The 12,968-nt window shown below is 59.3% G+C and carries 11 protein-coding genes and 2 pseudogenes; 4 read left to right on the plus strand and 9 right to left on the minus strand.

The features are described 5' to 3' along the window. Positions 1-69 precede the first annotated feature (69 nt). The 3 genes from AC0L3X_RS44835 to AC0L3X_RS44845 form a co-directional block, all read right to left on the minus strand. Positions 70-480: an SDR family oxidoreductase gene (locus AC0L3X_RS44835; protein ID WP_439034162.1), complete on the minus strand. Its 411-nt coding sequence runs from the start codon at positions 478-480 to the stop codon at positions 70-72. A gap of 160 nt (positions 481-640) precedes the next feature. Continuing rightward, a complete protein-coding gene (locus AC0L3X_RS44840; protein ID WP_439034161.1) occupies positions 641-1,996 on the minus strand; it encodes an MFS transporter in 1,356 nt (451 codons plus the stop codon). A gap of 101 nt (positions 1,997-2,097) precedes the next feature. Then, positions 2,098-3,087, minus strand: coding sequence for an NAD(P)H-dependent flavin oxidoreductase (locus AC0L3X_RS44845; RefSeq protein WP_439034160.1), 990 nt, complete (start codon positions 3,085-3,087; stop codon positions 2,098-2,100). 85 nt (positions 3,088-3,172) lie between these two features. Between AC0L3X_RS44845 and AC0L3X_RS44850 the strand changes: the two genes are divergently transcribed. Continuing rightward, positions 3,173-4,141 (plus strand): LysR family transcriptional regulator, encoded by a 969-nt coding sequence (locus AC0L3X_RS44850; protein WP_439034159.1) that lies wholly within the window; start codon positions 3,173-3,175, stop codon positions 4,139-4,141. Here AC0L3X_RS44850 and AC0L3X_RS44855 read toward each other — a convergent pair. Further along, entirely contained in the window at positions 4,116-5,003 is an 888-nt protein-coding gene (locus AC0L3X_RS44855) for a LysR family transcriptional regulator (protein ID WP_439034158.1), read from the minus strand. The genes AC0L3X_RS44850 and AC0L3X_RS44855 overlap by 26 nt on opposite strands. Positions 5,004-5,107: 104 nt before the next feature. On the opposite strand from AC0L3X_RS44855, the gene AC0L3X_RS44860 reads away from it, so the two are divergent. Further along, complete coding sequence (locus AC0L3X_RS44860; RefSeq protein WP_439034157.1) at positions 5,108-6,607, plus strand: CoA-acylating methylmalonate-semialdehyde dehydrogenase; 1,500 nt, start codon at positions 5,108-5,110, stop codon at positions 6,605-6,607. 545 nt (positions 6,608-7,152) lie between these two features. Here the strand turns inward: AC0L3X_RS44860 and AC0L3X_RS44865 are convergent. The 3 genes and pseudogenes from AC0L3X_RS44865 to AC0L3X_RS44875 all read right to left on the minus strand — a co-directional run. Beyond that, positions 7,153-8,436 (minus strand): type II toxin-antitoxin system HipA family toxin, encoded by a 1,284-nt coding sequence (locus AC0L3X_RS44865; protein WP_439034156.1) that lies wholly within the window; start codon positions 8,434-8,436, stop codon positions 7,153-7,155. Further along, positions 8,433-8,720, minus strand: coding sequence for a helix-turn-helix domain-containing protein (locus AC0L3X_RS44870; RefSeq protein WP_439034155.1), 288 nt, complete (start codon positions 8,718-8,720; stop codon positions 8,433-8,435). Before AC0L3X_RS44870 ends, AC0L3X_RS44865 begins: the two co-directional genes overlap by 4 nt. Before the next feature lie 552 nt (positions 8,721-9,272). Beyond that, positions 9,273-9,607 (minus strand): annotated as a pseudogene (locus AC0L3X_RS44875) (TauD/TfdA dioxygenase family protein); the annotation flags it as partial. Here AC0L3X_RS44875 and AC0L3X_RS44880 point away from each other — a divergent pair. Both AC0L3X_RS44880 and AC0L3X_RS44885 read left to right on the plus strand, forming a co-directional pair. Further along, positions 9,607-9,819: pseudogene (locus AC0L3X_RS44880) on the plus strand (LLM class flavin-dependent oxidoreductase); the annotation flags it as partial. The pseudogenes AC0L3X_RS44875 and AC0L3X_RS44880 overlap by 1 nt on opposite strands. Before the next feature lie 208 nt (positions 9,820-10,027). After that, positions 10,028-10,204: a hypothetical protein gene (locus AC0L3X_RS44885; RefSeq protein WP_439034154.1), complete on the plus strand. Its 177-nt coding sequence runs from the start codon at positions 10,028-10,030 to the stop codon at positions 10,202-10,204. A 633-nt stretch (positions 10,205-10,837) separates the two neighbouring features. On the opposite strand, the gene AC0L3X_RS44890 is transcribed toward AC0L3X_RS44885, so the two are convergent. Continuing rightward, on the minus strand, positions 10,838-11,107 hold the full coding sequence (locus AC0L3X_RS44890) for a DUF3551 domain-containing protein (protein ID WP_439034153.1): 270 nt from the start codon (positions 11,105-11,107) through the stop codon (positions 10,838-10,840). Positions 11,108-12,469: 1,362 nt separating this feature from the next. Next, complete coding sequence (locus AC0L3X_RS44895; RefSeq protein WP_473317500.1) at positions 12,470-12,727, minus strand: DUF6894 family protein; 258 nt, start codon at positions 12,725-12,727, stop codon at positions 12,470-12,472. Positions 12,728-12,968 lie beyond the last annotated feature (241 nt).

The raw sequence follows: 12,968 nt of genomic DNA on the forward strand, positions 1-12,968 counted from the left end.
TAAGCTCGATCTCCTTCAGGCTAGGCTGATTGGCGCGCCATAAAAACAATCACGATCATCGAATATGCGTCAGAGCCCCGATTGGATGCCGATCACCCCGAAAACGGGGTCCTTATTCCATGCCGAAACACAGAGCCCAAGACTCCTTGCCGTCAGGGGTTCTTGCTTCGCCGTGCAAGCTACTCGCCCTTGGTCGGAAGAGCCCTCATTGCAATGACACGCTCTGTACAGGGTTGGCAACACGCCCTGCGGAAAGAGCCGGATGGCGCAATGTCGATAAGCGCCATCGTGCCGCCCACCTCGGATCATGAGGCTCCGATGAGGCACTCTCCACCATCGACCCAGAATCTGCGTGCCAGCCATATAACTCGAAGCGTCTGACGCGAGAAAGAGTGCTACGCTGGAGATTTCATCCGTTTCGGCGGCGCGGCCCAACAACGAATTGCGCGCGAACACGGCCTCCACAGCCGCATCCTGCATTGCACCCTGCCAATGTTGGTGGCGAAATTAGCCGGCGCTATAAAGTTGACGAGGATGTTATGGGGCACCATACCACGTCGGAGGCGAATTCTCGCTGCGAGTTCGTGCAAGGTGTGTTGCACGAATTCGCGAGTCAGAGCGCCATTCGTGTTGCCGTATTTCAGGCGACCTGCCGACCGGCCGCAGGCGCGGCGCCGAGCTCGCCTGAGGGTTCGGTTGCGGCCGGCCTGGGCAGGCACAGGACATTGACCATCGCGGTCAAAACCGCGATTGCGATGGGATAGATCAGACCCGCGTAAATGTTGCCTGTGTAGCTGACGAGCGACAGGCCAATCAGCGGAACGAAGCCGCCGAATATCCCCGTTCCGATATGATACGGGAGTGACAGCGAGGTATATCGTAGCCGCGCAGGGAAGAGCTCGACGAGGAACGCGGCATTCGGCCCATAGACGAGCGCAACAAAGATGAGTTGCGCCAGGATAAGAGCCGTGACGACGATGTAGTTGTGAGCCGCTGCGGCCGTCGCAATTCCCGTGTAGATCGGAATGTAGAGGGCTGCAGCAAGCAATAGTCCGGTAACTATCAGCGGACGGCGTCCGATGCGGTCTGAAAGAGCGCCAATCACGACGATCAATGGTGTTCCGATCGCCAAGGCGACGGCGACGCAGAGGTTCGCGGTTAGGAAGTCCATTTTGAGGACGCTCTGTAGGAAGTACAGTGCGTAGAACTGTCCCGTGTACCATACGCAACCCAGCCCAGCTGTTGCGCCGAAAAGGGCATAGAGCGAATAGCGCAGGCCCTGCCCCGTGCCGAAGCTCTCCCGGACGGGCGCGCGAGAAACCTTACCGGCTTGACGCATCTGCTCGAAAATCGGCGACTCGCTTAGTTTGAGGCGAAGATAGATCGAAAGCACGAGGAGAAGGGCGGACAACAGAAACGGAATGCGCCATCCCCATGCGCGGAATGCCTCTTCGCCAAGCGACAGCCGACACGCGAGCACGACGAGTATCGCGACGAAGAAGCCGACGGTCGCGGTGGTTTGAATGAAGCTCGTGAAGAAGCCGCGACGATTTGCCGGAGCATGCTCAGCCACGTAAATTGCGGCGCCGCCGTACTCTCCGCCGATCGCCAACCCCTGGACGAGGCGCAGTACGACGAGCGCGATGGGCGCGGCGAACCCGATGCTCGCATATGTCGGGAGGAATCCGACCAGCGTGGTCGAAATGCCCATCAAGATCAAGGTGAGAAGGAACGTGTGCTTGCGCCCCAACCGGTCGCCGAGGCTGCCGAACAGGAGGGCGCCGAACGGACGAACCACGAATCCGGTTGCAAATGTAGCGACACTGACGAGGAGGGCTGCGGTGGGGTCGTTTGAAGGGTAGAAAAGAGTCGAAAAAAATACGGCAAGGCTGCCGTACAGATAGAAGTCGTACCACTCTATGACCGTGCCTGCGCTGGAGGCAAGCACGACGGTCCAGATACCCGGAGCCCGGGCATCAGCTTTAGGTTCGCTCATCAACATCTCCTTCGCCTTTTGGGCAAGTGATTTCCAAGGCGCGTGCGCCATAGCGCACGCGCTGTCTCCACCCGGCAATACGTAGAAAATGGGCGACTTGCTTAGGCCGCGATCGAAGTTTGCGCAGGCGCGTATCGCAAAAGACATGCGCTTGCTTCCGCCGAAATGCGCTTCACCAGCTCACCAGCAGTCGGAATGTCCCTGATCAGGCCGATGCCCTCTCCAACTGTGACATTGGCCGTGTCGTAGTCGCCCGAGACCCACGCCTTTTCGACGCGCTGCAGCTCCGCCTCCTGGAGATTGCGCAACTCGTCTTCTCGGCCGTGCCACTTCTCGATGAAGCCATTCTTCATCAGTCGGCCAGTGTATTCCGCGGGCCAAGCCTTCTTGCGAACGACGTCATAGACACGGGTCCGGATCGTTTCGTCCCCGGTGGCCGTCACTACCTTTTCCTTTGCGTTACGATGGATGACCGATTCCTGTGTGGCCCAGAAGCGCGTTCCCATCAGCGCGCCGTCGGCACCAAGCATCAGCGCCGCAGCAACGCCCCGCCCGTCGGCAATGCCACCTGCGGCAAGCAAGAGAACACGAGAAGCTCTTTGTGAGATCAGGTCGGCGACCGCCGGAACGAACGGCATCGTCGAGCGCGCCGTTAGTCCATGGCCACCTGCTTCGGTGCCTTGCGCGATAACGACGTCGGCCCCGACATCGATCGCCCTCTTCGCATGTTCAAGTGTTTGTACCTGACAGATCAGCGGAACGCCCGCCCGCTTGACTTTCGGTGCAAACGGCGCGGGATCGGAGAACGACAACATGATCGCCTTGTTATGCCGCTGTAGGGCCAGATCGAGCAAACCCGGATCGTTCGCCAGCGCCCAGGTTATGAAACCGCAACCTACGTCTGGGCGGCTCACCTTGGCCGACTGCTCTTCGAACCAGGTCCGATTTGCATAACCGCCGCCCAGCATGCCCAAGGCCCCGGCCGCGGAAACCGCTGAGGCCAGTTCGCCCCCGGAGGCTGGGTCCATCGGTGCCAGGACGATCGGGTGCTCGAGCCCGAAAAAGTCGGTCAATCTCGTCTTGATAGCCATGTTGTCGTCCTTTGCTCTGGCGCAATCCGCCTTTTCGATGGAAAGGCTAGATCAGTCATTGACAACGGGAAAGTGATTACTTTTGATGAAGGTCATCATTATGGGAGATGACCCTATGGATAGCACCGATCTCAATTTCTTTACGGCGGTGGCGATGGCGGGCGGGATCGGCCGCGCGGCAAACGACCTCCACACGGTGCAGTCCAACGTGACGCAGCGGATTCGGGCTCTCGAGGTCCAACTCGGTGTCCAGCTTTTTCACCGGTCCAAGAAAGGTGTTACGCTCACCTCGATGGGGAGCAGGTTGCTTCCTTACGCCAATCGGATCAGCGAGCTTTTGGCAGAGGCCCATCGTGCGCTCAAGGACGAGGCCTTCCCGAGCGGCGAACTGCGCATCGGTTCGATGGAGACGACGGCCGCCTTACGTTTGCCACCCCTGCTGACCCACTACGCGATCGCCTATCCCGACGTCGACGTTCAGATCGAGACGGGCCCTACGGCAATTCTGGTCGACAACGTCATTTCGCGGAAACTGGATGGAGCCTTCGTCTCCGCGCCCATCACACATGGCGAACTCGCCTGCAAAACGATCGTGCAGGAGGAGTTGGTCCTGATCACGTCACCGATGGTGACGTCCGCTCAACATCTCAACAAGTTCCTGGCAAGTGGAAGCGGCCGGAAGGTGATCGTTTTCCGCGCAGGCTGCTCCTACCGGCAGCGTTTGTCGGAATATTTGGCGCATCGTGGCTTCGTCGACCTGCGCTGGATGGAGATGGGAACGCTTGACGGTATCATCGGCTGTGTCGCGGCCTCGGTCGGCATCTCGCTGATTCCGCGTGTTGTGGCCGAGCAGGCCGAACGGCAGGGCTTGATCCGAATTCATTCGCTGCCGAATGGCACCGGCAAAGCGACAACCGTCTTTATCCATCGGAAGGATGCGTTCGTGTCATCCGCACTGCGGGCGTTCATTGAATGCGCCGGATCGGGAGCGCCCCCAGAAGCACCACCCGAGCGACCAGAGACGGCGCTCAACCCGCCTCGAAAGATGACCTAGCCGCCTTCACCGAGGCGGCGATGAAGCGATGGACCTCCTGAACTCTCCGCGTTTCGTGCGTGTCGGGATGCGAGGTGAGCCAGTAGTTTCGAACGAAGCGGAGGTCAGGAAGCAGACGCGTCAGCTCGGGGTAACGCCGGGCAGCGTAATCATGAAGAATGCCAAGGCCGTGGCCAGCTCGCACTGCCTCCATCTGTGCAACGACGCTTCCGCATTCGTAGCGTCGCGACATGAGACGGCCAAGAGCCGATGCGTAGTCCAAAGCGCGGCTGTAGACGAAATCCTCAACATGCGTGACGAACAACCGCCCCTCAAGTTCGGCCTGAGTTTTGACCGGCCCCTCCCGTGCAAGGTAAGTGTCCGCCGCGTAGACGCTGAGCGTGTAATCAGTCAATTTTGACAGGATGAGCCGCCCCTGCTTGGGCCGCTCCAGCGTGATTGCGATGTCGGCCTCTCGCCTCGACAAGGAGAAGGTCCGTGGAAGCGGGACGAGCTGAATCACCAGCCCGGGGTGGTTTGCTGCCAGCGCGCCCAGACGATCGGCCAGGAAATAGTTGCCAAGTCCGTCCGGCGCGCCGACCCGCACCGTACCGGTGATCGCCTCGCTCGCCGCTCCGATGCTGGACCCCACTTTAAGAAATTCGCTTTCTGCGCGCTCGGCCGCAGCGAGCAGGGCCTCGCCGGACGCCGTCAAGGTGCAGCCTGACGTGTGCCTTTCGAGCAATTTGGTTTTCAGACTGCGCTCCAGCGCCGTGAGCTGGCGAGCGACCGTTGCATGATTCAGGCGCAGGTTCTTTGAGGCCTTCAGAATTTGCCCCGCGCGCGCAACCTCGAGGAATATCCGGACCCGCTCCCAATCCATTGACTACACTTTCTGCACAACGAAGCCGCAAATTCGGTCGTTGATATGCATTTTTATGCGCTTCATATCGACCTTGATCAAGCTTCGTATGGAGGAGAGGACCGATGCCCGCGACTATTCTGAATTTCATCAATGGCGAGTTGGTGCCGAGCCAGGGCACCCGCACTTCACCCGTCTACAATCCGGCGACCGGCGAGCAGTCCGGAACGCTTGGACTCGCTTCGGCGCAAGATCTCCAACTGGCAGTGACGGCGGCCCGGAAAGCCTTCCCGGCCTGGGCGAACACCCCTCCGCTTCGGCGCGCGCGCATTCTCAACCGCTTTCTACGGATCATCGAAGAGCGGATCGATCAGCTTGCCGAAGTCATCACCGCCGAGCACGGCAAGGTGCTCTCGGATGCCAAGGGCGAAATCCAGCGTGGCATGGAGGTCGTCGAGTTCGCGACCGGTGCACCGCAGCTTCTCAAGGGAGAGGTCACCGAGAACGTCGGCACGCGGGTCGACAGTCACTCTTTGCGCCAGCCGCTCGGAGTCGTCGCCGGTATCACGCCCTTCAATTTTCCGGCGATGGTCCCGATGTGGATGTTTCCGGTCGCACTCGCCTGCGGCAATACTTTCATCCTCAAGCCGTCGGAACGCGATCCCTCGGCCTCGCTCGTCCTCGCGCAATGGCTAAAGGAGGCTGGGCTGCCGGACGGCGTCTTCAACGTCGTGCACGGTGACAAGGAGGCGGTCGATGCCATCCTGACCGATCCGGATATCGTCGCGGTGAGCTTTGTCGGCTCGACTCCGATTGCCCGCTATATCTATGAGACCGCCACGCGTCACGGCAAGCGCTGTCAGGCCCTCGGCGGCGCCAAGAACCACATGATCGTCATGCCGGACGCCGATATGGACCAGGCGGTCGACGCGCTGATGGGCGCAGCCTATGGGTCCGCCGGCGAACGCTGCATGGCGATTTCGGTGGCCGTGCCGATCGGGGATACCACGGCCGAACGGCTGATCGAAAAGCTGGCGCCCAAGGTCCGCGCCCTGAACATCGGTCCTGGCACTGATCCCGACGCCGAGATGGGTCCGTTGGTGACGAAGCCACATCTCGACAAGGTCCGAGGCTACATCGACGCCGGCGTCGAAGAGGGTGCAAAGTTGATTGTCGACGGACGCGACTTTCGGCGTCAGGGCTACGAGAAGGGATATTTCATCGGTGGAAGTCTGTTTGATCGCGTCACGACCAACATGAAAATTTACAGGGAAGAAATCTTCGGTCCCGTCCTCGCCGTGGCACGCGCCAAGTCCTATGATGATGCAGCGGAGATGATCAACAAGAACGAATTTGGCAACGGCACCGCCATCTTCACCAGGGATGGTGACGCGGCGCGCGAGTTTGCCCATCAAATTCAGGTCGGAATGGTTGGCATTAACGTTCCGATCCCGGTGCCGATGGCGTTCCACTCTTTCGGTGGGTGGAAAGCGTCCCTCTTCGGAGATCACCACATGCATGGTCCCGAGGGCGTCCGCTTCTACACCAAGCTCAAGACGATCACGACAAGGTGGCCGACCGGGATCCGCGCTGGAGCCGAATTCGTAATGCCGACGATGAGCTGATCGCTCTTTCGAAGCAGAAGGCCGCGGACGCTTCCCGCGGCCTTCCAAAATGCTGATCTCCGAATTCACCAATATAGCGCGCGGGTGGCAGGTTTCTCTGAACTTTGCTCGGTCAATTGTGGGAAGATCGTCTATCGAAAACCTGGTCGTGCCTGCTTCGCGGGCACGCGTCCGCGCGGCGGCGTGAACTCTCGTCAAAATGGATAGTCATGACTGCATACTCGCCTAGGGTTCGTGCCAAAAAATGAGGGCCAAAACGCCCCGCCGAATTAGAAAAGCCCGCGGAGGAGTAATCGCTGTTTGCCGGAGCCCTGATAGGAATGCCGCGAGGTGATGCTACCCGCAGCGACTACGCGGCTGCCACGGATCGCGAGCCCCACTGACATCGTCGACGTCGACATCTATATCGGGATGCCGATCACCGTGGTGCTGATGCTGGTGCTGCCGATGATGATCATCATTGGCGTCGACAACGACATGTCGATCATGCTGATCGGCACCATGCTGCCGATCAGCATGATGCTGCTGGCGGCCGTCGCCGGAAACTATGCCTCACCGAGCAGTCGACGGCATTGCCCGGCTCTTGCGATCAGGTGCTCGGCGAGACGCCCGATGATGGCATTGTCCAATCCGTCTTTCTGCGCTTGCTTCCGTACGGTGGCTACAATATCCGGAAGCTGCTCGGCCATGGAAATGAGTCCGGCGATCACCTTGTCAGGATCAAGGCGCGTTTCGCGCGCGAACTTCTGCCAATCGCGCAAATTAATCTGGCTGAGCTTGTAATCACCGCCGATTTTCATCGCGAGTTTGATCTTCTGCAGATCGACGTCATCGTAGGGAAGAATGCTGGCGATGTCGTAAAGCGGGGCGAGCCGTACGTGAGGGCCTCCGGCCAGCAGCAGCGAATAATTCTTGGCATGAGCATCCGTACCCGCAATCAGCCAATTGAAGCCTAGCGCCTCGACAAACGTGTCAACGTCGGCGACGCGATCCGTGGAGTAGGTGCGCAAAAGCTCGATCACATCGGCAGGGCTTGGTCCGCCATCGTTTTGATACTTCATGGTCGGCAGGATGCCGAGCGCCTGGCAGATATCTTCCTGATGGACACGGACGATCTCGTTGCCACTGAACTGCCGGTCGTAGCGCTCGATGACGATGGCGATTTCCTTTCCGAAATGCATCACCTGAGTGTCGGCGACGGGCAGACCGAGATTGCGCGCAAGTATGAGGCAGATATGTTCATTTTCCGCGTGTCCATCGAAATGGCCGGTCGGCGGTTTGAGGATATGCGTCGTCGGAATCCGCCCAGAGGGAATTCCCCACCTGCCCTTTTGTAGAAGCAACGCGGTTTTGGGTTGGGCTCCCGCAAGGCTGAATTGTCCAGTATCGCGCGGCAACCGCCAGGCGGCGTGATCCTCGTGTAAGGTCTGCAGACGTTTGGCGATCGCCGTTTCGTCAAGCCATTCGACCTTGTCGTCAGCACCGTTTCGCAACGCCTCCAGCCGATCGGGCGTGACGAACTGAACGGCACCCGCGCAGTCCTCGCCGACATGGGAAATAAGGGCAAACACGTTGCGCGCGGACACCTGAAATCTCCTGGCCCACCGTTCGAGCACGCGCTCGTTGTCGGGCAGGAGTCCCCAGAGGAATGCCTGCACGGCGGAAGGTCCGTGCTCTTCGGCCGCGAGCGGCATGGACAGCGACAGCGGATGGGCTCCCTCGGCCTGGCGCCAGCCCCTGTCATAGACAAAAGTGAGCCGGCCGCGGGCGTCATTGCGCACGCGGCCGATTTCCTGACCATCTAGCAGAGCAACAAGTTCGCTCGTCATGCCTTTTTCTTCCTGGCCTTGGCCACAATGGCGTTGATATCGACGGCTGGCCTGGTGGTCCCGCGGGCGGGCGCTTGGTCGGTGCCCGCATCCAGGCGAATGTCCAGGGCGTCAAGGGCGCGAAGGATCAGCCCGAGCTCAGCGCGCGCGTGACCGTGCTCAACCTCGATCACCCATTGGCGGCTGACGCCAATGCTCTTGGCAAAGGTCGATTGATCGAGTTTGAGCTTCTTGCGCCGGTCGCGAAGGACGGCGCCGAGTTCGGCCGGGGTGCGTATAAGCATGAGATTTCCAAATGTCAACGTTCGCTTACTTTAGCATAAGTCGACGTTCGTTGACAATTCGAAAATGTCAGCGTTCGATGACATATATAAATGTCATCGATCGCTGACATAGCACCCAAAATTCATGTGTTTTCAATTGAGCCAAGCGGATCGGCATAGATATTCACCCGGGCATCGGCTTCGGCTCCGGCTTCTTCCACCGGGGTCGTGATCGGCCATTATCGGCGACAATGTCTGCATCTATCAGGCGGTCAGCTCGAGGCGCCGCTTTCCGACGGAGGACAGGGCAATGTGATCAGGGGCGACAACCGCCATCCGATCGTGGAGAACGACGTCGGATCTACGCCGGCGCGACCATCCTCGGCCGCATCACGATCGGCCGCGGATCGACCATCAGCAGCAACGTCTGGCTGACGAAGGATGTGCCGCCGAACAGCGTGGTGACGCAGGCCACCGCTCGGAACGTCCGGGCGGCGCCTGATTCCAGATCTCACGCCGTCATCGGCGCCTTCCACCGCATGAAGCGCCGCTCCAGTGCCTCGAGGACGGCATGGCATAGTCATAGGCGTTGCTGTGAATGCCCACAGTTCGTCGGCGAGCTTGCGCAGCGGCACCGGCAGGTCGAGATAGGCGGCCGCCGTGTTCGACCAGACGGTATCGCCGCCGTAGGGTGGAATCACCACGCCGCGCAGCACCGAGATTTTCGGATAGGCGTCGACGAACGTGACATCCGTATGCCATTGGTCGGCGCGGCCACCGCCCCGGCCCGAGTCCCGCTCCAGGATCGAGGACGTACCCTTGACCGCCCCGACGGTCGGATGCGGCACCAACTTGCCGAGCCTGATGGCAACGCGCTCCTGTTCGGCATCGTCGAGATGTCCCTGGTCAGACCTGGTTCGAGAATGGGGCAGCCGATGGTTTCAACGTCATGCCGCTCTGGCTGCCCGGTGGATTCGACATCTTCGCCGAGCAGGTTGTGCCCATTCTACGAAAGCGCGGCCTGTTCCGTCACGACTACACGGGCACAACGCTGCGCGATCATTACAGCCTGAGGCGGCCGGCGAACCTCTTCTCCAGTTTGGTTCGGGCGATTGCATAGGTCACACTCTCAAAATCATCGGTTCTTCACGAAACAAACGTACGGACACGAGTAGGTGGCAGAGATGGTTTGATCCAATGATCGTGCGGCGAAAATGGGGTGATCGCCGGAAGGCAAGACTGACTGGAGGCGTGCTGATGCGGATGCGGCGCCGACCAACGAGGAGATCGAAGCGGCGATCAAGAATGATCCCGACTGGCAGGAGTTCATGGACGTCGGTTGGTCGGATGCCGTGCTCGTGATTCCGCCGAAGAAGGCGATCTCCATCGCGTCGATGAGGACGTGCTCGAGTTCTTCAGGCGTGAGGGCGAAGGCTATCAGCGCCGTCAACGCGGTGCTGCGGTCCTATATGCAGCAGAAGACGAAGCCGAAGAAGCGCGCGTGACGTGCGACGCTGTAGGCCTGTCCGTCGACAGCCGCTTCGCCCCCGTTTGACGTACAAGATTTGATCGCGGCTACTTGATTTCGATGCTACTGTAACGGCGGCGCCAGCCCTTTGCGACCGCATATAACAAGTAATTCCAGAATTGCATCCGGGAAGAGGCGCTCATTACCCAATCGCGGAGCCGGTATCGTTTGCGCGCAAGGCGGCGGTGGCACTCTCCGCGAGGTGTTCGAGGATGCGGAACAGAACTAGTATGCCAAGACGGCTGCCGATTTCACGCCGATGATCTTTTTCGACCCGGACGGCTTCTGGAAACACGCGCCGAGCTCGACCGCGGCAGTGTAACCAGACGCGGATTGAACGTTCTGGAGCTCATCCAGAAAGTGTTTCGTCATGGGCGCAAGGACTTGCGTCGACGCTCGGCAGCTCAGGTCCACCACGGACTTTGTGGAGATCGATGCCGTCCTTCGCGCGCGCCAATCGCACAACACAATCTGGCGTTTGCGCTGACTTCCTCCGCATGCGAGCTCCTTCGCTAATGCGCCGACAGCACTCTTCAAGAGCTTCTCGATTCATTCGCGCTGTAATCTCATCACACTGCTAATACTTGCTGCGATATCGCTTGACTGCCGCTCAGTGTAGGTCCCGATAGGCGCCGCGCCGCTGGCGCGCGAACGCATACTGGGGATTGACCCCGCGATAGGCGTTAGTACCGCTCGCGGTAGCCATGCGTTGGGCGTAGCTGGAGAATTGGCAATTGCCGGGATAACCCCATATGCGTCCTTGCAAGCAGTAGCTATCCTGCCCAGCAGGTGCAGGCAAAAAATCATAGGTCTGAGCCCGGGCTTGCCCTGCTGCCATAACCATACCCATCATCAAAATAGTCAAAGCCACAGTGCGCATTGGAACCTCCTCGAAGTCGACACAACGCTAGTGCACTTAAGCAGTAGGCAATATCGACCCAAGTCAATTCACGTTCCCCCTCACAAAACTACGCAGGCGGTGGTCCGGAATAGGTTAGCCGTAGTTAGGATATGCGCGCAGTATCACGCGTGACCGGAGATGGCCTTGATCGCTTGGGAACGGATAAAACTCGGCTGCGCTCGCGCTTTTCACTTTCAATTTGACCATCCCAATTGCGGCTTCGCAAGCGCCTCAGTCGGGATCAATCATTTCAAGCCGACGGTCTCATGTCGGCGTTTGATACATCGAGTCATTGCGATACGGCAGTTAGCACCGGCTTTTCTAACCAATTGCCGCTACGTTCGTTCATCAACGCATCCATGCCATTGCGGTGCAGTCTAAGAAGCCCTCGGGCAAGTTGCCGTAAGTCGTTGCGGTCCGCGCCAATAGGTAACCTTCTTGCACGACGGAGAGCGTCGGCAGCCTGCCGCTCCAAAGATGATAGCTTGCGTTCCATCTGCTGCCCGGCAACTCGATATTTGGCCCTTGGCGAACGCTTATCTAGCTCACTTCAGATGTCAGCATTGTGAAATAGCCCACAATTCAGCCGCCGGCTTGTGCGCCAGGCACTGTCGCTCATTTCTATACCAAATTGGTTGGCTTCCGCCCGAGGAAGAACTCTCCACCGGTGCTGGCCTAGCTCGTTAGGTGTGTCGCGCTCGCAACGTCACAATTGTTCCATTGGCCTTCGAATCGTTTTTGACTTCACAGGGCGGCGAGTCCGGCGTTTGATTATGGCGGACCCCGGGTAAGGGCTTCATCTCGAAGACGCCTTCAGGCGGGTCCAAGAGATCGCTGTCCAGCGCCAGCGGTCTCTTCGTTAGCTTCATCGGGAGAGGCCGTCCGATGCCGACGCAAGTATGGGCTCTCGCCACGTCGATCGGCTCGACAGTCGTCGTGGCCGTGATCCTGCTCTATTTGATCTTCAGCCCTGGCTAATCCGGCGGTGCGAGACGCCTAAACGTCGTCGATAGCCAGCCGTGTCCGCGGGAATGCCGGTCGGATAGACGAGATACAAGGCTGATCGTGCGACCTTAAAAGGAAGATCTGTTTCCACGTGTCGTGCAGGGGTACCTAGACGCGAAACGGGCCATCACGAATCGGAGATTGAAGGGGCGTTCGCCTGAAGAAATAGCCTTGCGCGCGATCCAGCGCTCGCTCGAGCGAGCTGCTGTTGGTCGGACCATCATCCAGCAGTTTGGATAGCTGCGCTGCCGTATGGCAAGCCGATAAATCTGCAATAAGGATCCTCGGGACCGGCAACACTATCGGGATGATGCTCAGACCGCCAACTGAGGGGCCCTACTTCTTTAGGAGCCTCGGCAGAACGGTTGCGAGGGGTACGGTACCGAGCGGTCGCCCCACCTCATCTGCGATGACCAAAACCACCGACATGTCTGGTGTACCTCTCTTGATCGCTTCGACTAGAAGCTCGCGCGCGGCTAATACGGCCTCACCCTCAGCGGCAGATAAATCTGGTAGCTCTGTTCCTTCCTCATCCAGCGTAATCTCGTCGCCGGCACGTAGGTGAAAGTAGAAGCGCCCCAAGGCGAACTCCAAATGAACAGAAACCTATTTGATGAGTGGATTTTCGCAAACGTATACCAAGCTTGGCAGGAGGCAGCGAACACCGCTAATTGGGACTACGCAACAACCGGCTCGTGTGCTGCGTTCGATGCTGTACCGTAACGAGATGTCGATATTGATAAATGCAACGCGTCGCGGAGCTATCGCCGAAAGTTGGTGACGGCGGGAATCGGGAAGGCGGCATATCGTGGGGGTGCTTGACGCCTCCACTTCT

The organism is Bradyrhizobium sp. MI1.7, from assembly GCF_055811795.1.

Excerpts from the sequence above, each read along its gene's own strand:
- AC0L3X_RS44835 (WP_439034162.1), bottom strand. The coding sequence starts at position 480 with ATGCAGGATGCGGCTGTGGAGGCCGTGTTCGCGCGCAATTCGTTGTTG.
- AC0L3X_RS44840 (WP_439034161.1), bottom strand. The coding sequence starts at position 1,996 with ATGAGCGAACCTAAAGCTGATGCCCGGGCTCCGGGTATCTGGACCGTC.
- AC0L3X_RS44845 (WP_439034160.1), bottom strand. The coding sequence starts at position 3,087 with ATGGCTATCAAGACGAGATTGACCGACTTTTTCGGGCTCGAGCACCCG.
- AC0L3X_RS44850 (WP_439034159.1), top strand. The coding sequence starts at position 3,173 with ATGAAGGTCATCATTATGGGAGATGACCCTATGGATAGCACCGATCTC.
- AC0L3X_RS44855 (WP_439034158.1), bottom strand. The coding sequence starts at position 5,003 with ATGGATTGGGAGCGGGTCCGGATATTCCTCGAGGTTGCGCGCGCGGGG.
- AC0L3X_RS44860 (WP_439034157.1), top strand. The coding sequence starts at position 5,108 with ATGCCCGCGACTATTCTGAATTTCATCAATGGCGAGTTGGTGCCGAGC.
- AC0L3X_RS44865 (WP_439034156.1), bottom strand. The coding sequence starts at position 8,436 with ATGACGAGCGAACTTGTTGCTCTGCTAGATGGTCAGGAAATCGGCCGC.
- AC0L3X_RS44870 (WP_439034155.1), bottom strand. The coding sequence starts at position 8,720 with ATGCTTATACGCACCCCGGCCGAACTCGGCGCCGTCCTTCGCGACCGG.
- AC0L3X_RS44885 (WP_439034154.1), top strand. The coding sequence starts at position 10,028 with ATGGACGTCGGTTGGTCGGATGCCGTGCTCGTGATTCCGCCGAAGAAG.
- AC0L3X_RS44890 (WP_439034153.1), bottom strand. The coding sequence starts at position 11,107 with ATGCGCACTGTGGCTTTGACTATTTTGATGATGGGTATGGTTATGGCA.